Source organism: Opitutus sp. ER46 (assembly GCF_003054705.1).
Lineage (GTDB): Bacteria > Verrucomicrobiota > Verrucomicrobiia > Opitutales > Opitutaceae > ER46.
Genome location: NZ_QAYX01000025.1, coordinates 603,315 through 624,339, shown reverse-complemented (window position 1 = coordinate 624,339; position 21,025 = coordinate 603,315). Strand labels below are relative to the sequence as shown.

Annotated in this window: 15 protein-coding genes; 8 read left to right on the top strand and 7 right to left on the bottom strand. The window is 65.4% G+C overall.

The annotated features are described in order from the left end of the window. Positions 1 to 15 precede the first annotated feature (15 nt). The gene (gene tig / locus DB354_RS20815; protein ID WP_107837558.1) at positions 16 to 1,338 is read right to left on the bottom strand and encodes a trigger factor; all 1,323 of its coding nucleotides are present in this window, start codon (positions 1,336 to 1,338) and stop codon (positions 16 to 18) included. 166 nt (positions 1,339 to 1,504) lie between these two features. Here tig and DB354_RS20810 point away from each other — a divergent pair, with 166 nt between their 5' ends. The 4 genes from DB354_RS20810 to DB354_RS20795 all read left to right on the top strand — a co-directional run bounded on the left by DB354_RS20810 (position 1,505) and on the right by DB354_RS20795 (position 6,167). Then, positions 1,505 to 2,143: a peptidase M22 gene (locus tag DB354_RS20810; RefSeq protein ID WP_107837557.1), complete on the top strand. Its 639-nt coding sequence runs from the start codon at positions 1,505 to 1,507 to the stop codon at positions 2,141 to 2,143. After that, a complete protein-coding gene (alr, locus tag DB354_RS20805; RefSeq protein ID WP_107837556.1) occupies positions 2,140 to 3,294 on the top strand; it encodes an alanine racemase in 1,155 nt (384 codons plus the stop codon). The genes DB354_RS20810 and alr overlap by 4 nt, the downstream gene beginning before the upstream one ends. Before the next feature lie 90 nt (positions 3,295 to 3,384). Beyond that, positions 3,385 to 4,875, top strand: coding sequence for a DUF1800 domain-containing protein (locus tag DB354_RS20800; protein ID WP_107837555.1), 1,491 nt, complete (start codon positions 3,385 to 3,387; stop codon positions 4,873 to 4,875). 14 nt (positions 4,876 to 4,889) lie between these two features. Beyond that, positions 4,890 to 6,167, top strand: a complete 1,278-nt coding sequence (locus tag DB354_RS20795; protein ID WP_107837554.1) for a DUF1501 domain-containing protein — start codon at positions 4,890 to 4,892, stop codon at positions 6,165 to 6,167. Between the two features lie 24 nt (positions 6,168 to 6,191). On the opposite strand, the gene DB354_RS20790 is transcribed toward DB354_RS20795, so the two are convergent. From DB354_RS20790 to DB354_RS20765, 6 genes are all read right to left on the bottom strand, one after another. Next, entirely contained in the window at positions 6,192 to 7,568 is a 1,377-nt protein-coding gene (locus DB354_RS20790) for a UDP-glucose 6-dehydrogenase (protein ID WP_107837553.1), read from the bottom strand. A 215-nt stretch (positions 7,569 to 7,783) separates the two neighbouring features. Continuing rightward, positions 7,784 to 9,793, bottom strand: a complete 2,010-nt coding sequence (gene ftsH, locus DB354_RS20785; RefSeq protein ID WP_107837552.1) for an ATP-dependent zinc metalloprotease FtsH — start codon at positions 9,791 to 9,793, stop codon at positions 7,784 to 7,786. 53 nt (positions 9,794 to 9,846) lie between these two features. After that, positions 9,847 to 10,902, bottom strand: coding sequence for a tRNA lysidine(34) synthetase TilS (gene tilS / locus DB354_RS20780; protein WP_107837551.1), 1,056 nt, complete (start codon positions 10,900 to 10,902; stop codon positions 9,847 to 9,849). A gap of 67 nt (positions 10,903 to 10,969) precedes the next feature. After that, complete coding sequence (serS, locus tag DB354_RS20775) at positions 10,970 to 12,241, bottom strand: serine--tRNA ligase (RefSeq protein WP_107837550.1); 1,272 nt, start codon at positions 12,239 to 12,241, stop codon at positions 10,970 to 10,972. 135 nt (positions 12,242 to 12,376) lie between these two features. Beyond that, a complete protein-coding gene (locus DB354_RS20770; RefSeq protein ID WP_158277642.1) occupies positions 12,377 to 13,339 on the bottom strand; it encodes a glycosyltransferase family 9 protein in 963 nt (320 codons plus the stop codon). A gap of 206 nt (positions 13,340 to 13,545) precedes the next feature. Then, positions 13,546 to 14,199, bottom strand: a complete 654-nt coding sequence (locus DB354_RS20765; protein ID WP_233256717.1) for a cation transporter — start codon at positions 14,197 to 14,199, stop codon at positions 13,546 to 13,548. 518 nt (positions 14,200 to 14,717) lie between these two features. On the opposite strand from DB354_RS20765, the gene DB354_RS20760 reads away from it, so the two are divergent. From DB354_RS20760 to DB354_RS20745, 4 genes are read left to right on the top strand one after another with little or no spacing between them, the layout of a single operon-like run. After that, a complete protein-coding gene (locus tag DB354_RS20760) occupies positions 14,718 to 16,715 on the top strand; it encodes a TonB-dependent receptor (protein ID WP_146180354.1) in 1,998 nt (665 codons plus the stop codon). Between the two features lie 17 nt (positions 16,716 to 16,732). After that, positions 16,733 to 17,296 carry a YfiR family protein gene (locus tag DB354_RS20755; RefSeq protein ID WP_107837547.1) on the top strand — a complete coding sequence of 188 codons (564 nt, stop codon included), beginning with the start codon at positions 16,733 to 16,735 and terminating at the stop codon, positions 17,294 to 17,296. 2 nt (positions 17,297 to 17,298) lie between these two features. After that, the gene (locus DB354_RS20750) at positions 17,299 to 19,299 is read left to right on the top strand and encodes a CHASE sensor domain-containing protein (RefSeq protein WP_107837546.1); all 2,001 of its coding nucleotides are present in this window, start codon (positions 17,299 to 17,301) and stop codon (positions 19,297 to 19,299) included. Continuing rightward, on the top strand, positions 19,296 to 21,023 hold the full coding sequence (locus tag DB354_RS20745) for a response regulator (protein ID WP_107837545.1): 1,728 nt from the start codon (positions 19,296 to 19,298) through the stop codon (positions 21,021 to 21,023). The genes DB354_RS20750 and DB354_RS20745 overlap by 4 nt, the downstream gene beginning before the upstream one ends. Positions 21,024 to 21,025: the final 2 nt, after the last annotated feature.

Below are 21,025 nucleotides of genomic sequence, written 5' to 3'. Positions count from 1 at the left end.
ATTTAGCTAAGCCGGTTAGGCCTTCGGCTGGAGCGTCGTGACCTTAGCCTTGGAGACCAGAAAATCAACCGCCTTGTCGAAAATGATCGACTGCTGCACCGAACGCAGCTGGTCGCGGTCGTTCGAAAGGGTCTTCGCCAGCTTCTCCGGCTTCTGCCCCGAGCGCATCGACTCACGATAGAGGTACTCGTTGATATCGTCGTTGGTGACGGTGATCTTCTCCTTCTCCGCGATCTTCGCCAGGATCATCTGGACCTTCACGCGGGCCGCGGCCGCCTTCTTGGCACCGTCGAAGAGCTCCTTCTTGCCCTTCTCGAACTCCTCGGCCGGAACGCCGCGACGCATGTTCTCTTCGATGAAATTGCGGAGGACGTGCTGGGTCTCGGAATCGACCAGCGACTCGGGCACCTCGACATTCACCTTCGCCGCGAGCTGGTCAGTCACTTGGCGGCGCTGCGCCGAACGATTCTGGTATTCCTTCTGCATCTTCAGGTTCGCTTGAACCTTCGTCTGCAACGCCGCGAGATCCGCGACCTGCTGGGACTTGAAGAACTCCTCATTGAGCTCCGGGAGCACGCGCTCACGGATCTCCTGCACTTCGATCGCATAGCTCGCAACCTTGCCGGCGAGCGCCGGAGCCGCGGCGAACTCCGCCGGGAAGGTGATGCTGACGGTCTTCTTGTCGCCCGCCGCCACCCCCGCCAACTGCTGGCCGAGGCCCGGCAGCACGCCTTCGTGCTCACCCTGCACCTCTTCCCAAGTCTGCGGCACCTTGGCGTAAAGCTGTTTGTCCGGCGCGATCTCCGAAATCGGCTTGCCATCGATCGTGCCTTCGTAGGCGAGCTTCACGTAGTCGCCCTTCTGGGCGGCGCGCTCCGCCTTGCGGAAATCCGCGCGCTCGGAACGCAGTCCTTCGATCACGTTCGCCACCTCGGCGTCCGTCGGCTCAACCGGGGCCACTTCCGTCGGCAACTCCGTGTACTCCGGCAACTCGAACTCCGGGCGGATATCCACCGTCACCGTGATCGTGGCGGCTTCGCCCATCGCAATTTTCCCTTCCTCGACGTTCACGATGTTCATCACATCGAGTTTCTCCTTCTCGAGCCCGCTTCGGTACGCCCTTGCGACGACCTTCTGCTTGAACTCGTCCGCGATCTCCTTGCCAAAACGCTTCGCCACCATGGCGAGCGGAGCCTTGCCGGGACGGAAGCCGGGGAGACGCGCGAACTTCGCGATTTCGGCGACGACGGCGCTGTGCTCGGCGTCAACTTCGCTCGGATCGAGCGTGACCACGAGGCTCTTACGGGTGGCTGAGACGTTATTCAGTTGGACGTTCACGGTAAAAGGCGGGCGGGTTGTAGACAGAGAATCGGGCACGCTACGAGATGCCTCCGCTCGGTCAATGCCCGATTCGTGCGTCCAATTGGCGTCTCGTTCCTCGCCCGCGCGGGGCGTCAGTGGATGCTTGCGCGGCACCCTCCAGCGGCCTTTCGTCGCGAGACACATGCCCAGTCTCGGCCAGCTCCTCGCCTCGCGGCGATCCGCGCTTCTGCTCGATGCGGCATCGTCCCGGATCCAGGTGGGCTGGCTCAAGGGCGACGCCGACCTCGACCGCTGGACCTCGACCGACGAAGAGGCCGGGACCGGATTATTTCGTTGCTTGGATACCCTCGGCGTCAGCCCCACGGAGCCGGAGGTTTACCTCTACTGCGAGGGGCCAGGATCGATTCTTGGCATTCGCACGGTGGCCATGGCGCTTCGCACGTGGTGCGTGCTGCAGCCCAAGCCCGTGTTTGCCTATACCAGCCTCGCCCTGGTCGCCCATGCCGCCAAGCGGCCCGGGGCCACGGTGATCGCCGATGCCCGCCGCGAGAGCTGGCACACATTTCGCCTCGGCGCCTCGCTCCAGCGTGTTCCCACCTCGGGCCTCCCGGGCGAACTGATCATGCCCGACCGTTTTCGTCATTGGTCAGCCCTGCCGGCCGGCGTTCAGCTCACCCCGTATGCCGTCCCCGATCTGCTTCGGGACGCCGGAGACGCCGATCTCTTTCATCCCTCGGAAACGCCCGACGCGTTTCTGCACGAGGATCCGAGCTACGTCACGTGGACGCCCCAGATTCATCGTGCGCCCACTTCCTCATGAGCACTGTCGCTGCCGCATCGCGCATCCTGCGCTGCTGGGCCGAAATCGACCTCGCCGCGCTCGAGCGTAACCTGAAACTGATCCGTGCCTCGCTTCCGCCGCACATCCGCTACGTGTCGGTGGTCAAGGCCGATGCCTACGGCCACGGGCTCCACAGCGCCGCCGCCCATCTGATGCACGCCGGGGCGGATCTCTTCGCCGTCGCCAACGTCACTGAAGCCGCCGCGCTGCGCGAACTCGGTCCCGGTTGGCCGATCCTGATCCTCAGCCCTTTGCTGCCGGGTGAGGAGACCAGCCTGATGGACAGCGACGCGGCCGCGACCATTTCGACCGCCGAGGAAGTCGACCGCTTTGAACAGGCTGCCAAGGCCGCCGGCCGCACCATCACCGTCCACCTGAAGATCGACACCGGCATGGGCCGCGTCGGGGTGTGGCACGAGGAAGCACCCGCGCTCTACGCCAAGGTCACCGCCGCCGAACACGTGCGGCTCGCTGGCGTGTTCACGCATTTCGCCAGTCCCGACGACGACGTCGAGTTCACGGCCGAACAGCGACGACGCTTCCTGCGAGCGCTCCAGCGCTGCCCCGGCCTGGATCCGAGCAAGCTCTTCGTTCACGCCGACAACAGCGCCGGGATCGAAACGATGCCGGGCTCAAGTCCGTTCAACGCCGTCCGCATCGGCCTCCTGCAGTTCGGCGTCCTGCCCCACCCCAACTCGATGCTTGGTCAGGTGCGCACCGAGCCCGTGTTCAGCTTCCACACGCGAGTCGGACTCGTGAAGCGCCTTCCCGGCGGCACCACCGTCAGCTACGGGCGCACCCATACGCTGCAGCGCGATGCCACCATCGCCGTCCTCTGTGCCGGCTACGCCGATGGCATGCCACGGGCGGCGAGCAACCGCGCCCACGTCCTCATTCACGGCCGTCGCTGTCCCGTGCTTGGCCGCATCACCATGGACCAGACCATCGTCGATGTGTCGGCCGTGCCCGGCGTCGCGTGCGGCGACGAAGCCGTTCTCGTCGGCCGCCAGGATGAGGAGGAAATCTCCCTCGCCGAGTTCAGCCGCGCCGCGGACACGATCCCGTGGGAGACGCTCACATCCGTGACCAAGCGCGTGCCACGCTTGTACAAGACCGCGCTCGGGTTCTGAGGCTAACCCAACGGGGTTCGCTTCCCCTCGGGAATTTCCCGATCGAGAAACGTGAAACCGGGGGAGTCGGCGCGCCGTCTCCGGCCACGCATGGCCTTTTCGTTCCCACCCGAGAAAGCCTGGCTGCCGCTTCCCCCCACTCATTGGCAGCCGGGAACCGCCCGTCACCTGCTGCGACGCGCGGGCTGGACCGCCACACCGGACGAGGTTGCCCGCGCCGTTAGCGAAGGGCTCGCCGCGACTCTGGACCGCCTCTTCCCCGATTCCGCGCCGCGCCTGAGCGCCCCGGCCTCAGTCACCGAGCTCGCCGCCGCCGAGCCGGAGCTGCGCCGCGCCGCCCGCGAAAAGCAAGGCGAGGAGCGCCAACGTCTCCAGCGCGAGCTCCGCGACCGGCAGCGCAATGCGGTGCGCGATCTCACCATCCAGTGGCTCACGTACGCCGCCACCCCGGCGCAATCTGCCGCGGCCAAATGGGTTCTCTTCCTGAGCGACGTGTACGTCGTGTCCGCCGACAAGGTGAACAATCCGGCCCTGTTGCACGAGCACTTCGACATTCTGACGCACGACGGTTTCGGCGCCGCCCCCGCTCTGACAAAGGCCGTGTCGCGTTCGCCCGCGATGGAGCTCTATCTCGATCTCAACCAGAGCCGGCGCAAGGCCCCCAACGAGAACTTCGCCCGCGAGCTCTTCGAACTCTTTGTCCTCGGCGAGGGCCACTACAGCGAGCAGGACATCAAGGAGGCCGCCCGGGCCTTCACCGGATATCGCATCGACCGCGAGCGCGAGTTTCACTTCGTCCCCGCCCAGCACGATCCCGGCCGCAAGACGGTCTTCGGCCACGTGGGGCCGCACACGGGTGACGACGTCATCGACCTCGCCTACCGCCAGCCCGCCGCTTCCGCGTTCCTTCCCGCCGAGATGATGCGGTTCTACCTGAGCAACGACCCCATCCCCTCCGAGCACCTCACGGCCCTGGGCGACGAGTGGCGGCGACATGACTTCAATCTCCGGTGGCTCACCCATCGCTTTTTCGGCAGTCAGTTTTTCTATGCCGCGGAGTTCCGCGCCAACTACATCAAGAGCCCGATCCAATTCTATCTCGGGCTCCTCCAGGATCTCGGTCTCGACGTACCGCCCATCCCTCGCATGACGATAAATCCCCTGCGTCAGATGGGCCAGCTCCTGTTCTATCCGCCCAACGTTCGTGGCTGGGTCGGCGGCAAGACGTGGATAAACTCCGCCACGATCGCCGCCCGCCGCCAGTTCGTTGAATCGGTGTTCGCGGGCATCAAGGAGTCGGTCCTCAACGCCGACGAACTCATGGACCTCAAGGCCGCCCGGGCCGCCGGCGCGTCCCGCTTCTCCGTCACCGACGACGCGTTTGCCTCGCTGTCGAAACTTCCACCGGCTGACTCCGCCGCCGAACTCACCGAGCGGTTTCTCGCCGCCCCCGCCGCGTCCGCCTTGCGCGAAGTCCTCGCCGGGTACATCTCAGCGGGCGCCTCAGCCCCGAACCGCCCCCCTGCCGTGCGCCGCGCCGCCGCCATCCTCCTCCAGTCGCCCAGCTATCAGCTCTGCTGAAGCCCTTTCCCGCCATGCCCACAAACCCGTCCACGCCCTTCCTCCCGACCACCCGGCGCGAGTTTCTCGGGCTCTCCGCCAAAGGGCTGGGGCTCCTCGCTTTCAGCCAGTTCGCGCCGCGGTTTCTCGTGCAGTCCACGCTCGCGCAGACGCCCGCGCCGGAGAAGGACCGTTCGATCCTCGTCCTGGTCCAGCTCGCCGGCGGCAACGATGGTCTGAATACACTCATTCCATTCGAAGACGCCGACTACTACCGGCTGCGCCCAACGCTCGGGATTCCGAAGGCGAATGTCCTCCGCCTCAACGATACCCACGGGCTGCATCCATCCATGACCGCCCTGCACGCGCTCTTTGGCGAGGGTCAGTTGAGCGTCATCCAGAACGTCGGCTATCCGAATCCCAACCGAAGCCACTTCCGCTCGACCGAGATCTGGGAGACTGCCTGCGACCCCAACGAGGTGCTCTCGTCCGGCTGGGTCGGACGCTTCCTCGACAACGCCTGCGCTGGCACTCCGGCCGACGCCCACGATCCGCTCGCCGTGCACATCACCACCAATGGCGTGCCGCAGTCTTTCACCAGCGAACATCCCCATCCGACCTTCGGCCTGCTGCCCGGCGCCGGCAACCGGAAGGACAACGAGGAAACGCGTCGCCTCCTCGAACAACTCGCCGGCACCGACGCTTCCGGCGCCTCCGAGAACACCACGTTCCTGCAGCAGACGTTCATGGACACTCTCGTCACCGAGACGAAAGTGCAGCGCGTCATCGGTCGGTACCGTCCCGCTCATCCGTATCCGGGCACGCCATTCGCCGCCTCGCTGCGAAATGTCGCCGCCCTCATCGCGGGCGGATTGCCGACTCGCGTTTATTTCGTGTCGCTCAGCGGGTTCGACACCCACTCCAACCAACTCACCCAGCAGGCCAACTTGCTCACGCAGTTGTCCGACGCACTCGCCGCCTTCCAACGCGATCTCAAGGCACACGCCCTGGATCAGCAGGTTCTCACGATGACGTTCTCTGAGTTCGGTCGTCGCCCGAGCGAGAACGAGAGCCGTGGCACCGACCACGGCACCGCGGCGCCGCTGTTCGTGCTCGGACCGCGCGTGCAGGGCGGCCTCCAGGGCACGGCGCCGTCACTCAAGCTCGCGCCCAACCAGGATCTCACTTTCAGCACCGACTTCCGCCAAGTGTACGCAACCGTGCTGGATCGCTGGCTGGGATGCCCCGCGCAAACTGTGCTCGGCGGCGTCTACCAGCCGATCGGATTCTTGGCCGGCGCCCGCGCGAGCTGACTTCGTTCCGCCGCCTCCGCCCGGCTATTTGCCGACGGCGTGGGTGCGGAAACCGAGCGTCTGCAGCTTGGCACAATCAAGGATGTTGCGGCCATCGAACACTGAGGCCGGCTGGCACATGCGCGCGAAGATCTTTGCGTAGTCCAGCGTCTTGAACTCGTCCCATTCGGTCAGCACCGCGATCGCGTGCGCATCCACCGCCGCGTCGTAGGGCGATGCGGCCACCGTCAAACGCGTTTCGGCGCCATGCCCGGCCGCCGTGCCATCCTTGCCCAGGATTTCGGCGCGGATCTCACGTTCCGGCACTTTCGGGTCGTAAACCGTGACTCGCGCCTGTTCGGCCAGAAGGTCCCGGCAAACCGCGATCGCCGGAGATTCACGCGTGTCGTTGGTATCCTTTTTGAAGGCGAACCCATACACGGCGATTCTCTTGTCCGCGACGGTGTTGAACAGAGATGCCACGATGCGCTCCGCGAACCGGTGTTTCTGCCAGTCGTTCATCTTCACCACCCACTCCCAGTACGCCGCCACTTCGGGCAGCCGGAAGTGTTCACAGAGGTACACGAGATTCAGGATGTCCTTCTGAAAACACGAGCCGCCGAACCCCACCGAGGCCTTCAGGAATTTCGGGCCAATCCGGCTGTCCTTGCCGATCGCATTGGCCACCTCATCGACGTCCGCCCCCGTCGCCTCGCACAGCGCGGAGATGGAGTTGATCGAGGAAATCCGCTGCGCCAGGAACGCGTTGGCCACCAGCTTCGACAGTTCAGATGACCAGAGATTCGTCGTGATGATGCGCTCCCGCGGCACCCAGTGCGCATAGACGTCCACCAACGCCTGCAACGCCGCCTCGCCACCCGGGGTGTGCTCGCCGCCGATCAGGACGCGATCCGGCGCCAGGAGATCCTTGATCGCCGTTCCTTCCGCCAGGAACTCCGGGTTCGAGAGCACCTCAAATGTGTGGCCGCTCGAATTCGCGCGGAGGATCTCCTTGATCGTCTCCGCCGTCTTCACCGGGATCGTCGACTTCTCGACGATGATCTTCGGGCCATTCGCGTGCTCCGCGATCGTCCGGGCCACCGACTCGATGAAGCGCAGGTCCGCGGCGCGTCCCGCGCCGATGCCGTACGTCTTCGTCGGCGTGTTCACCGCCACGAAGATGATGTCGGCCACCTTGATGGAGCCCGCCACGTCGGTCGAAAAATGCAGATTCTTGCCGCGCCGCTCCTTCACCACTTCGTCGAGCCCCGGCTCATAGATGGGGAGCGTGTCCGAGTTCCAAGCCGCGATGCGGGCGGCATTCATGTCCACGACGCGGACCTCGATCGATGGCGCCTTGAGCGCGATCATGGCCATGGTGGGCCCGCCAACGTATCCGGCGCCGATGCAGCAAATCTTCATGTGGGTTAAAGGGCCGCAGATTTACGGGCCGGATGGGTCATTCCAAGACAGATTTTGCGATCTTCGAGCCGGGCAATCCTCCACCATCACTTTGACCGACAAGCCTATCGGGAAACTTTCCATGAGGCGCGGGCGCCCAGGGCCGTGCCATTACGCACCAAAAAAGAGACGCGACCTGGTAGGTCGCGTCTCGAAAACGGGGATTGTACGGGCGCTCAGGCCGGATTCGGCGCCGTGGCCGGTCCGATCGATTCCGGAGCGGATGACTTTTCCGGCGTCTTCCGGGACGGCTTCGAGTCGGTCTTCGGCGGAACCGGCGGGACGATCGGGGACCGAATCTCGCCGAACTGGAGGATCTCCAGCACATGCTTGCCGTCGATGGTCTCGAACTCCAGCAGCGCCTCGGCGATCTTTTCGAGGGCCGAACGGCGTTCGCTGATCACCTGCTTCGCCCGCTGGTACTGCTCATCGATGATCCGATGAATCTGCTCGTCGATGTGACGCGCCGTCTCTTCGGAAATGAGTTCGTTGCGGGTAATTTCGCGCCCGAGGAAGACGGTGTCATGATGGTCCCCATACGCCACCGGGCCAAGCGGGCTCATGCCCCAGTCACAAACCATCAGGCGAGCGAGCTTGGTGATCTGTTTGATGTCGCCCGACGCTCCGCTCGAGATGTCGCCAAGCACCAGTTCTTCCGCAATCCGGCCACCGAGCCCCATCGCGATCTGATTCAGCATGCGGCGATAGGAGTGCGTCAGCGTGTCCTTCTTCGGAATAAACATGGTGCTGCCGAGGCTGCGACCACGCGGGATGATTGTCACCTTGTGCACCGGCATGTGGCCGTCATCGAGCACGGCCTGAACCAGCGCATGCCCCGCCTCGTGGTACGCGGTGAGCTTCTTCTCCTCATCGTCCATCAGGCGGCGACGCTCACGACCGAACTGCACCTTCTCGCGGGCATCGTCCACGTCCTGCATTTCCACCTTCTTCTTACTGCGACGCGCAGCGAGGAGAGCGGCTTCGTTCAGGAGGTTCGCAAGTTCCGCGCCCGAGAGGCCAGGCGTGCCGCGGGCGATCACGGAAAGGTCAACGTTCTCCGCGAGGCTCACCTTCTTGGCGTGCACGCGCAGGATTTGCTCGCGGCCCACCAAGTCAGGGAGATCGACGTAGATCTGGCGGTCGAATCGGCCCGGCCGCAGCAGCGCGCTGTCGAGCACGTCAGGGCGATTCGTCGCCGCGATGATGATGACGCCTTCGGTGGTATCGAAGCCGTCCATCTCCACGAGCAGCGAGTTCAGCGTCTGCTCGCGTTCGTCGTTGCCGCCGCCCAAGCCGGCGCCGCGCTGGCGGCCCACGGCGTCGATTTCATCAATGAAGATGATGCACGGCGCGCTCTTGCGGCCCTGCTCGAACATGTCGCGGACGCGGCTCGCGCCGACGCCGACAAACATTTCCACGAAGTCCGAGCCCGAGATGCTGAAGAACGGCACGTCGGCCTCGCCTGCCACGGCCTTCGCGAGCAACGTCTTGCCGGTACCCGGAGGGCCAACCATCAGGATGCCCTTCGGAATCCGACCGCCCATCTTCGTGAACTTCTTCGGGTCCTTGAGAAACTCGACGACTTCGGAGACTTCTTCCTTCGCCTCATCGCAACCGGCAACGTCGGCAAAGGTGATTTTGTCCCGATCTCGCGTCAGCAGCTTCGCCCGGCTCTTGCCGAAGCTCAGCGCCCCGCGGCCCGCCTGCCGCAGCTGGCGGACAAAGAGGAAATAGAGCAGGCCGATGATGATGATGAACGGGATGACCTGCGCCGCGATCGAGGTGAGCAGCGTCTGGGTGGGCTGCGGCTGGAAGGCGTTCGTCTTCGTCAGCCGCTCGTAAGTGGTGTCAGTCACGCGGTCGGCCACGCGGAACGGCTGCCACGGGCTGGTGGCGTCCTTTCGGCTCTCACCGGTGATGACCATCCAGTCTCGTCCACTGCTCGGATCCGGACGAATGATCGCCGGCTTCTTCGCGTCGCGATTGATATTCCCGGCTTCCGCTCGTGCGACAACTTCCTGCACCGTCAACGTTTCCGGTGCGCTCGTCGACATCGGCGTGTAGTAGAGCAACGCCAGGACGGCCGCCACCAAGACCAGCCAGAAGATCAGCATCTTGGGTTGAAAGCGATCCGGCGGCAGGTTCTTCAGGCTGCGACGAGACTTCTTGTTATCAGGGTCAGGCATTGCGGGTCGTTTTTTTGACTGAGCGGCTACCGTGATGGTTCCGGGGGGATAAGTCAATTGACGCGCCTCTGGAAATTGGCCGAGGGCTTTCCAGTCATAAGCATCAATCGACCGGCGCGGATCACCCCAAAGCTCTCCCGCCCAAGGCTCTGCCTCGTCGGATCGCCCCGCTCGACCGCCGCCAGCAGGGCATCGAACGCCTGCCTGGAGAGATCGGCCCCCGGCAAAACTCGCCCCAGCCAACGATGAAGCGCGCGACGGACCACTGCCCGCGGCCTGCCGGCGAGACGCCGCAGCAGCAGGTCCCCGTTGCGCCCAAACACCGCCAACTCGTCAACCCAGCGTTCAAGCGCCGCGTCGTCTTCCGCCAGCAATTCACGCGAGCGCGCCGCGCCCGCCACCGCATCCCGCCGCGCCGCTTTCTCCCAACGCGGCAGCACGTCCCGCCGGATGCGATTCCGAAAATAGGCTCCGCCCGCATTGCTTTCATCCTCCCGCCATCCCGCCCCCGCCGCCTCCAACACGGCCAACACCTCCTTCTTCCGCAGACCGAGCAGCGGCCGCAGGTGAACCCGCCCAGCCGGCATCGGCTGCACCGGCCGCGGCGCCGACAAGCCCCCCGCCCCGCTCCCGCGCGCAAGCCGCATCAGCAGCGACTCCGCGACGTCATCCTGGTGGTGTCCGAGCCACAGCACGCGCGAGTGTCGCGCAAAGAACGCGAGCCGCGCCGATCTAGCCTCCGCCTCGCTCGGGCTTCGAACGCGCGACCCGTTCGGCCGCTCCCACGCCTCGACGGTCAACGGCACGCCCAACGCCGCGCACAACCGGCGGCAGAAGCCCCGGTCCGCCCGCGATGACGGGCCCCGCAGCCGGTGATCAAAATGCAGCGCCCGCAGGCGGCTTCGTCGCTCCGGCCAGTGCGCCCAAAGCAGGAGCAGAAGCAGGACCGAATCACCGCCCCCCGACACGCCCACCGTCCAGTTTCCCCGCGCCGCCGGCGTCTCCGTCCAGCGAAGTACAGACGTCTCCAGCCGGCCGCGCGGGACTGCCGCCGCGACCGTCGCCGCAATCGTTTTCCACGAGTTGGTCCGGCGGCGCGGCGGTGGCATGGGCGTGGGGACGCCGAGAGACCCTTCGCCGCGCCGCCGGGATCACCAGCGGCGACGGCACCTGAGGTCAGGCAAACGTCAGATACTCCTTGCCGAAGTACGGCACGAGCGCCGCCGGAATCTTCACCCGACCATCCTCCTGGAGATTATTCTCCAGCAGGGCGGCGAGCACCCGCGGCACCGCGAGACCTGAGCCGTTCAGGGTGTGCACGAGCTCCGGCTTGCCGGTCTCCTTCGCCCGATAGCGGATCTGCGCCCGACGGGCCTGGAAGGTCTCAAAGTTCGAGCAACTGGAAACCTCGAGCCAGCGTTTTTGGCCGGCCGACCAAACCTCCAGGTCGTATTTCTTCGCCTGGGCAAAGCCCAGGTCGCCGCCGCACATCAGGAGCACGCGGTACGGGAGGTCGAGCTTCTGCAGGATCCGCTCCGCGTCGGTCCGCAGTTTGTCGAGTTCCTCGTAGCTCGTCGCCGGGTGCACCCACTTTAGCAGTTCGACCTTGTCGAACTGGTGCAGCCGGTTCAGCCCGCGGACGTCCTTGCCGTAGCTTCCCGCCTCGCGGCGGAAACACGGCGTGTACGCGCACCGGTACACCGGCAGCGCCTCTTCCTCGAGGATCTCGTCGCGGAAGAAATTCGTCAGCGGCACTTCCGCCGTGGGCACCGCGTAAAGGTGGTCGGGCGTGGTCTCGTACATCTGCCCTTCCTTGTCTGGGAGCTGCCCCGTCGCCGTCGCGCTCGCCGCGTTCACGAAGATCGGCGGGTTCACCTCCACGTAGCCGGCCTTAGCATTCTCATCCAGGAAGAAGTGCAGCAGCGCCCGCACGATGCGGGCGCCATCGCCCACGTAGAACGGAAAACCGGCGCCGGTCACCTTCGCGCCGCGCCCAAAATCGAACAGCTTGTCGAAGCCCGGGATTTCCCAATGCGCCTTCGCATGCGGCCGTGGAGCATTCTGGTCTCCGTGCGTCGCATAAACCACGTTCTGCTCCGGCGTCTTGCCCTCGGGCACGCTCGCGTGGGGCAGGTTCGGCAGCGACAGCATCGCCTGCCGGAACTTCTCCTCGAGTTCTTTCAGCTGGACCTCGCGCTCCTTCACCTGCGCCGAGACCGCCTTCATTTCCTTCACCTTCTCGAGAAACTCCGGCGTGCCCTTCGGCAGCTTGGCCATGGCGGTATTCGCCGCCTTCTGGCTGGCGCGCAGCGATTCCACTTCCTGGAGCTGCGTGCGCCACGCCGTGTCGATCGCCAGCACGGCGTCGACATCCACATCCAGGTGCTTCTTGGCAATCGCCGCCCGGACGACGTCAGGAGTTTCACGAAGGAGCTTCGGATCGAGCATAAACGCGCGAGTGTGCACCCCGCTCCATCAGTGCCAAGTAGCAAGTGGCGGCCTTCCTTGGCGCGCCGCCACCGTCGCCGGTAACCGCCCACGCATCGTCCGCCATCGCGCAGGCGCTCCCCACAGACGCGCCGCTCAGTTCGTCGCGAATCGTTTGCGGGCGCGCTGAAACCGCTGGTACACGTCCTTCGCCGAAAGCATTCGCAGGTCACCCACCGGCGCCTGCACGACGACGTTCGTCGGCGAACGCAGCGGATACGGGCCGTACAGCCGCGGGTCCGTCGGCCCAAAGATCGCCAGCACCCGCACACCGAGCGCCGCCGCGAGGTGCATCGGACCGCTGTCGTTCGCGATCACCCACTCGGCCCGCTTGATCAACGCTGGCAGCGAAACGAGGCTGGTGTTGCCCGTCAGATTCAGAAACTGCGATGCCGGATACGCGCCGCGGTCGTGGACGTAGTTGCTGCCGGCCCAGATCACCTTCCGCTGCTTGTCGTCGCGCAGGATCAACTCGGTGAGCTGCTTGAAACCGCCCCAGCACTTCTCGGCCCGGCGGCTATCGACAAACATCAGGATCGGCTTTCCGCCTCCGCGCCCCTGCGCGAACTTCAGGTCCAGGCTGTCGATCTCGCGGAACTTCAGCGTGCCCTCCAACTGCGGCTTCGCGCCCAGTACGGGGCAAAACTGGAGCAGGATATCGAGCGCATGGCTGCGCTTGCCGTCCGGCGGCAGCGGCACCTTCTCGTTATAGAACACGCCCGACCATTCCCGGGCATCCGACCGCCCCACTTTATGCTCCGCGATCGTCCGCGAGGTCATCAGGCCGGTCCGCAGCAGGCCTTGCATGTCGAAGACGTAGTCAAACTTCGTCTTCCGCAGCTCCTTCGTCAGGCGGATAAACCCCTTTGCCCCGGCGTTGCGCTCGAAGACGTACACCTGGTCGATCGCCGCGCAGGCCCGCACGATCGGTTCAAAGATTTCCCGAACCACCCAGGAGATTCGCAGCCCGCTGACTTGCGCCTTCAGCGAGGTGGCGACCTGAAGACCTTGGACGATGTCGCCGAGCGACGAGGGTTTGATGATGAGCAGCTCAGTCATGAACGTTCGGGAACTTGACGGACGGACCGGAGGGTTTGCGCGCGTACGTTCACGAGGTTTCCCCACTGAAATCAAATGCCAAATCCCTGCTCCGCCGCTTTTAACCCTAACTCGACGATTTTCGCGGCGGAACTGGCTCCTGCTCACCAACCAGCAATCGTTCCGCCTCCACGCCGTCGCCCCGCGCCTTCGCCACCCTCCCCGCCTCAATCTCGCCTCTCGGCTTCGTGCCTCTCGCACTCCCGTCCACTGCAACCTCCACCTTCGCATCCTCGCTTTTCGCCTGCCTCCGCGTCGCGTCGGGTATCCGCCAAAATGGCCAACCCGCCGTAGACCACGACACCAGCAATCGCCGCCCCGACCACCAGGTCGGGCCAACGCGACCCGAGTCCCGCCACGAGCGCGCCCGCCACCATCACTCCGACGTTCGCGATCACATCGCTGCGCGAGAATATCCAGCTCGCGCGCATGTGCACCTCTCCGTCGCGGTGTTTCTGAAGGAGGAACAGGCAGTACGCGTTCGCCGCCAGCGCGACCAGCGAGACAGCCATCATCAGCACCGACGTCGGCTCGCTGCCCCACCACCCCCGCCGGATGGCATCGAGCAGAATACAGACCGCGAGCCCGACCTGAAAGAGACCACTCCACCGCGCCGCCCGGCGCTTCAATGCCGCGCTGCGCCCCACCGCGTACAGCCCCAGTCCATAGACCATCGCGTCTGCCAGCATGTCCAGCGAGTCGGCAATGACGCCCGATGAGTCTGCGCATACCCCCACCACCATCTCGACGACGAACATCACGGCATTGATGGCCAGCAACCGGACCAACACCCGCCGCTGGTCCTCGTTCTCTGCCTCCATACGACAATCGCAGCTCACCGCGCCATCCCGCACCGGCCCCGCCGGGGTGGCAAGGCCGGGTTTGCCGCTGCCGCCCCGGCAGTCTCCCTCCGCGCACCCCATCGTCTTCTCCAACTGTCCGAGCAGATCACCCCCGTTTTCCTGCCATCCTGCGGCAGCGCGTGCCGATATCTCGGCGAATCCATGTCCTCCAGCTCGGCTCGCCGCCAAGCTCCTTTCTCCACTACCACCGCGGCGTCAGCCCCCCGGCTCACCTTGAGCCAGCTCGCCGGGGCGGCGCTATGCCCCCGCCCCGCCCTGCCTCGGCGACGTCGGCGGGTATTACTACGGTTGTCCGCCCCCTCGACATGACCGGGCCGTCGCCTCAGCCTGAAAGCCGCGGTGCGCCTGCCGTCCGACCTCGTCGGACCGCGTGCCTGCCTTGTCCGATGACAATCCTCGCTCGCTCTTCCGAACGAAACGCACCGTCGCGCTGCCCCGCCGTCCCCGCCCGGCACGCCGGCTTGCCTCGCCTCGCCTTGGCCGCAGCCGCCCTCGCCTTGGGCGGCGCCTCCGCCTTCGCCACCGCCAGTTCCGATGAGCTCGCCGAGCTTTCGCTCGAGCAGCTCATGTCCGTGAAGATCGCCTCCGTGTCCGGGGCCTCGAAGTTCGAGCAAAAGGTCACCCGCGCCCCCTCGTCCGTCACCATCGTGACCGCCGATGAGATCGCCAACTTCGGCCACCGTACCCTCGGCGAAGTCCTCGCCAGCGTGCGCGGGCTCTACGTCTCGAACGACAGCAATTACATTTACCTCGGCATCCGCGGCTTCCTGCGGCCCGGCGATTACGACAGCCGCAAGCTCGTCCTCATCGACGGGCACCGCATGAACGAAAACATCTTTGACTCGACCGAACTCAGCCAGGGCACCCTGGACGTCGGGCTCATCGACCGCGTCGAGATCATCCGCGGACCGAGTTCCTCGGTCTACGGCAGCAGTGCGTTCAACGGCGTGCTCAACATCGTCACCCGCCGCGGCCGGCAACTCGACGGGGGTGAGATCTCCACCGAGTTCGGCAGCTTCGGTGCCACCAAGGCCCGCGTGAGCTACGGCAAGCTGTTCAAGAACGAGCTGGAACTGCTCATCTCCGCGACCCGGTACCAGAGCGACGGTCGCGGTGCCATCTACTACCCGGAGTTCGACCAGCGGATCAGCGACAATCCTCGCGCCCGCAACGACGGTGTCGCCCAGAACGCCGACAGCGAAGACGCGAAAAAGCTCTTCGGCAGCATCAAGTACCGCGACCTCACCGTCACCGCCTATTACGCCGCCCGCGACAAGCAGGTACCCACGGCCTCGTTCGACACCCTCTTCAATGATCCTCGCGAGACAACTTACGACGCCCGCGGTTATGTCGACGTTCGCTACGACCGCGAGGTCACCCCTCAACTCCATCTGCAAGGCCGCGCCGCGTACGACTCGTATGCCTACCGGGGCGACTATCCGTTTCCATCCGAACCGGGCGCCGCGTCGCCCACCTATGTCAATCACGACGACACGCTCGGCGAATGGCTGAGCCTGGAGGGCCAGGCGACCGCCACCCTCGCCGGCAAGCACACGTTCCTCGCCGGCGCCGAGGTGCGCCAGAACCTGCATCAGAACCAGTATTCCTACGACCTCGTCGAACCGCGCATCTACAACGTCGCCGATGAGCGCGACAGCCGCATCTTCGGCGCCTACGCCCAGGGCGAGATCGCCCTGCACCGCGACGTCCTGCTCAACGCCGGCCTGCGCTACGATCATTATACGGACAGCTTCGGCGGGACGTTCAACCCGCGCGTTGCGCTGATCTACGATCCTGTCGCAGGCACCACGATCAAGGCGCTCTATGGCACCGCTTATCGCGCCCCCAATCCGTATGAACGTTTCTATTACCCGCCGCCTGCACCCATTGAGCTGCGCCCGGAGAAGATCCATTCCTACGAACTGGCGCTCGATCAGTATTTCGCCGGCGACTCCCGCGCCAGTGTCTCCGTCTATCGCTACAGCGTCCACGACCTGATTTCCCAGGTCCCTCTCCCTGCCGGCGATTTCTACTTCGACAACATGCGGCTTTACTCCGCCACCGGGGTGGAACTCGAGTTCGAGGGCCGCTCCGCCCACGGGACCCACCTGCGCACCAGCTACGCGTTCGAACGCGGCCGCGACCACGTCAACGATCGGGAGATGTCCAACTCCCCCCGCCACCTCGCCAAACTCAATCTCGCCCAGCCCCTGCTCCACGACCGCCTCACAGCCGGCCTTGAACTCCAGTACATGGGCAGCGTCCGCACTTACACCGGCACCGCCACGGACGACTTCCTCCTCACGAATCTTACCTTCCGGCTGCTCCACCTGCCCGGCGGTCTCGAACTCTCCGCCAGCATCTACAACCTGTTCGATACCGCCTACGGCTACGTGGGCGCCGAGGAGCACGCGCAGAGGACCATCCCGCAAAAAGGCCGGAACTTCCGGTTGAAGGCCACCCTTCGCTTCTGACCCGCCTCCGTCGGCCCATGCCTCCCGCATTCCCCATTTTCAGAATCGTTCGGCGGTCGCTCGTCACGACCCGCTGGCTCGTTCTGTTCTGGCTTGGCACGGCCGCGGGTTTCGGCGCCGAGGTTGCCCACGAACACCAAATCAAGGCCGCCTTCCTCTACAATTTCACCCGCTTCGTCGAGTGGCCGCCCTCCCGCTTCGCGACGCCCGATACTCCCATCACCATCGGCGTGATGGGCAGCGAACGCATGGTCCGGGAACTCGAACGGATCGTCGCCCACCGCCAGGTAAATGGCCGCGCCATCGCCGTTGTCCCGGTCACCACGGCCGCGGAAGCCCGCCTCGTCCATATCCTCTTCGTCGCCGCCGAATCGGAAATCCGGCTGGAGGAGAAACTCCCGGCCGGCGTGCTCACCGTGGGTGAGACCGAACGCTTTGCCGCCCTCGACGGCATGATTACTTTCATCACGGAACAGGACCGCGTGCGGTTCATGATCAACCTCGCCGCCGCAAACCACGCTGAACTGAAACTGAGTTCGCAGTTGCTCAAACTCGCGAGCACCGTCCGCCGGGAGCCCTGATCATGCGCCAACTGCACGACCTCCCCATCCGGCGGAAACTGGCCCTCATCGACATGGCCACGACCGCGGCCGCCGTGCTCCTCGCCTGCGGCATCCTGATCTTCTACGAACAGTTCACGTTCCGGAAGACGATGGTCCATGATCTCTCGATCACCGCGCAGATGATCGCGACCAACACCGCGTCCGCCCTTTCCTTCGACGACGCCCTCGCCGCCCGCGAGATTCTCCAGGCGCTCACCGCGCAACCGCATATCATGGCGGCCTGTGTCTTCACGCCCGGTGGTCGCGTCTTCGCCGAATATCAGCGGCGGCGGACCGCGACGCCCGACTGGCCGGCTCCCAAGACCGCCGGCGCCACGTTCGACGACGCCTCCCTTCGGCTCTTTCATCCCATCACGCTCGGCGGCGAGGTGATTGGCACGCTCTATGTGCAGTCCGACCTCGTCGAGGTCAGCACCCGCTGGCGGCGCTACCTGGTGGTGGGCCTGGCCATTCTTGCCGGAGCGATGCTCGTCTCCTTTCTCCTGGGCTCGCGCCTGCAGCGCATGATCTCCGGGCCGGTCTCGCTCCTCAGCGACGCCATCGCCAAGGTCACCGCCGGTCAGCAGACCTCGACCCGCGTCACCAAACTCGGCAACGACGAACTCGGGCGCCTGACGGACGGCTTCAACCACATGTTGGCCCGCATCGAGGCGCGCGAGTCCGACCTCCGGAAGGCCCAGGCCGAACTCGAACGCCGCGTCCAGGAACGCACCCGGGAACTCTCCATCCAGATCAGCGAACGCGAACGCACCGAGGAAGAACGCGACCGCTTCTTCACCCTTTCGCTCGACCTTTTCTGCATCGCCGAGTTCGACGGCACGCTCCGCCGCACCAATCCCGCGTTCGCCATCTTCGGCTACGACCCGGCCCGGCTCGAGGGGCTCAACTATCTCGACTTCGTCGCCCCGGAGGACGTCGAGGCGTCCCGGGAGAACCTGCGCAAGCTCGCCGATGGCGAGCCCATCCTGAATCGTGAACTCCGCATGAGCTGCGCCGACGGCGTCATCCGCTGGTTCGCGTGGACCGCCATCGCCGCGCCCGGCGAGGGCATCTTCTTCGCCTGCGGCCGCGACGTCACCGACCAGAAACGCGCCGAGACCGAGCGGGAGCAGCTCCACCGGAAGCTCCTCGAAACCTCCCGCCGCGCCGGCATGGCCGAGGTCGCCACCAGCGTCCTGCACAACGTCGGCAACGTCCTTAACAGCGTCAACGTCTCCGCCACGGTCCTCGACGACAAGATTCGCGACTCCCGCATCGAACTCGTCACCGAACTGAGCGCCCTCTTTCAGGAACACGCCCACGATCTCGCCGACTTTCTCACCCGCGATCCGCGTGGCCGCGAGATTCCCCAGTTTGTCCAGATGCTCGCCTCCCACCTCGCCGAGGTTTGCAGCGGCGTCACCCGGGAGCTCGAGTCGCTGCGGAAGAACGTCGACCACATCAAGGAGATCGTCGCGATGCAGCAGAACTACGCGCGCGTCTCCGGCGTCATCGAGAACGTCAGCGTCATCGACCTGGTCGAAGACGCCGTCCAGATGAACGCGGGGGGCCTGCAGCGCCACGCCATCCACCTCCACCGTAACTTCACCGCCCGGCCCCGCGTCAGCGTCGACAAACACAAGGTCCTGCAGATTCTCGTAAACATCATCCGCAACGCGAAGTACGCGTGCACCGAGTCCGGCCGGCCCGACCGCCACGTCACCATCGACGTTGCCACCACGCCGCAAACCATCCGGATCGCCGTCACCGACAACGGCGTCGGCATCCTGCCGGAGAACCGCACCCGAATCTTCAGCCACGGCTTCACCACGCGCCAGGGCGGTCATGGCTTCGGCCTGCACAGCGGCGCCATCGCCGCCAAAGAACTCGGCGGCGCCATCGAAGTACACAGTGATGGACCCGGGCAGGGCGCCCGGTTTACCCTCGTTCTCCCCTACGAGCCCCAGGACCAACCAACATGAGCAAGGAGATCATCGGACGAAACCACCGCATCCTCGTCGTCGACGACACTCGCGCGATTCATGAGGATTTCCGAAAGATCCTGGCGCAACCCTCCGCGCCCGGCGATCCCCTCGCCGCGGCTGCCTCCTCCATTTTCCGCACGGCGAAACCCACCCTAGCCCGCCTCCCCAGCTTCGAACTCGAGTCCGCCTTCCAGGGCGAGGAAGCCCTCGCCGTCGTCACGCGCGCGCTCGCCGGCGGACGCCCGTTTGCCGTCGCCTTCGTCGACGTCCGCATGCCCCCCGGCTGGGATGGGGTCGAGACGGTCAACAAACTCTGGTCCGTGCAGCCCGATCTTCAGGTCGTCCTCTGCACCGCCTATTCCGACTACTCCTGGAGCGAACTCGGCGACCGACTCGTGCATTCCGACCAGTTGCTCCTCCTCAAGAAGCCGTTTGACCCCATCGAGGTGCAGCAAATGGCCGCCGCCCTGACCGAGAAATGGCGGCTGACCCAGCAGTCGCGCCTCAAGATCGTCGATCTCGAGGAAAGGGTGCGCGAACGCACCGCGGAGCTCGAGCGCGCCCAGGCCGAGCTTGCCCAGTCCCGCAAAATGCAGGCGGTCGGCCAGCTCGCCGGGGGCATCGCGCATGACTACAACAACATCGTCACCGCCACGATCATCCAGCTGACGATGCTCCGGCAGCACCCCGACGTCACCCCCGCGATCAAGGCCATCGTCGCCGACCTGGAATCGATGGAACAGCGTGCCGCCAGCCTCACCCGCCAACTGCTCACCTTCAGCCGGCGGCAGGTTATGCACGTTGCCGTCATCGATCTGAATGTCGTCATCGAGCATCTCCTGAAGATGCTCCGGCGCCTCCTCGACGAGTGCATCTCCGTAAACTTCCAGCCCGCCCCGTCTCCCATGTGGATCGAGGGCGATGTGGGCATGATTGAACAGGTCATCACCAATCTGTGCGTCAACGCCCGCGACGCGATGAAGCCGCGCGGCGGCCGCCTCACCATCGCCGTCGCCCCGCACCAGCTCGAACCCGGCAACCTCGCTGCGCGCCGCAATCTGCCGCCCGGCCCCTACGTGAAGCTCACGATCGAGGACACCGGCTGCGGCATGGACGCCGAGACGCTCCAGCGCATCTACGAGCCGTTCTTCACCACGAAGGATGTCGGCCAGGGCACCGGCCTCGGCCTCGCCACGGTCTACGGCATCGTGCAGCAGCACCGCGGCTGGAGCGACGTCCGCAGCCAGGTCGGCCAGGGCACCACGTTCGACGTCTTCTTCCCCGCGGCGACCGCCCCCGCGACCGCGCCCGCCGCCGCCAGACCACCGGCGCCGGCCCAGCCGAGCAGCGCCTGCATCCTCATGGTCGAGGACGAGGAGATGGTCCGGCAGATCGTTTCCCGCGCCCTCAAGCACAAGGGCTACCGCGTGCTTCAGGCCGTCGACGGCGAAGCCGCGCTCGAGGTTTGGAAGCAGCACGGCGCCGAGGTCGACCTGCTGTTTTCCGACATGGTCATGCCCAATGGCGTGACCGGGCTCGATCTTGCCAAACGCTTCCGGGGCGAGCGGCCCGACCTGAAGGTTCTCATCACCAGCGGCTACAGCGTCGACCTCGCCATCTCCGACCCCGGGCAACACGGCGACTTCGCGTACTTGGGCAAGCCCTACGATATCGCGGACCTGCTCGCGCTGCTCGAGAAGACCATCGCCCCCGGGCCCTGACG

Excerpts from the sequence above, each read along its gene's own strand:
- DB354_RS20810 (WP_107837557.1), top strand. The coding sequence starts at position 1,505 with ATGCCCAGTCTCGGCCAGCTCCTCGCCTCGCGGCGATCCGCGCTTCTG.
- alr (WP_107837556.1), top strand. The coding sequence starts at position 2,140 with ATGAGCACTGTCGCTGCCGCATCGCGCATCCTGCGCTGCTGGGCCGAA.
- DB354_RS20800 (WP_107837555.1), top strand. The coding sequence starts at position 3,385 with ATGGCCTTTTCGTTCCCACCCGAGAAAGCCTGGCTGCCGCTTCCCCCC.
- DB354_RS20795 (WP_107837554.1), top strand. The coding sequence starts at position 4,890 with ATGCCCACAAACCCGTCCACGCCCTTCCTCCCGACCACCCGGCGCGAG.
- DB354_RS20790 (WP_107837553.1), bottom strand. The coding sequence starts at position 7,568 with ATGAAGATTTGCTGCATCGGCGCCGGATACGTTGGCGGGCCCACCATG.
- ftsH (WP_107837552.1), bottom strand. The coding sequence starts at position 9,793 with ATGCCTGACCCTGATAACAAGAAGTCTCGTCGCAGCCTGAAGAACCTG.
- tilS (WP_107837551.1), bottom strand. The coding sequence starts at position 10,902 with ATGCCACCGCCGCGCCGCCGGACCAACTCGTGGAAAACGATTGCGGCG.
- serS (WP_107837550.1), bottom strand. The coding sequence starts at position 12,241 with ATGCTCGATCCGAAGCTCCTTCGTGAAACTCCTGACGTCGTCCGGGCG.
- DB354_RS20770 (WP_158277642.1), bottom strand. The coding sequence starts at position 13,339 with ATGACTGAGCTGCTCATCATCAAACCCTCGTCGCTCGGCGACATCGTC.
- DB354_RS20765 (WP_233256717.1), bottom strand. The coding sequence starts at position 14,199 with ATGGAGGCAGAGAACGAGGACCAGCGGCGGGTGTTGGTCCGGTTGCTG.
- DB354_RS20755 (WP_107837547.1), top strand. The coding sequence starts at position 16,733 with ATGCCTCCCGCATTCCCCATTTTCAGAATCGTTCGGCGGTCGCTCGTC.
- DB354_RS20750 (WP_107837546.1), top strand. The coding sequence starts at position 17,299 with ATGCGCCAACTGCACGACCTCCCCATCCGGCGGAAACTGGCCCTCATC.
- DB354_RS20745 (WP_107837545.1), top strand. The coding sequence starts at position 19,296 with ATGAGCAAGGAGATCATCGGACGAAACCACCGCATCCTCGTCGTCGAC.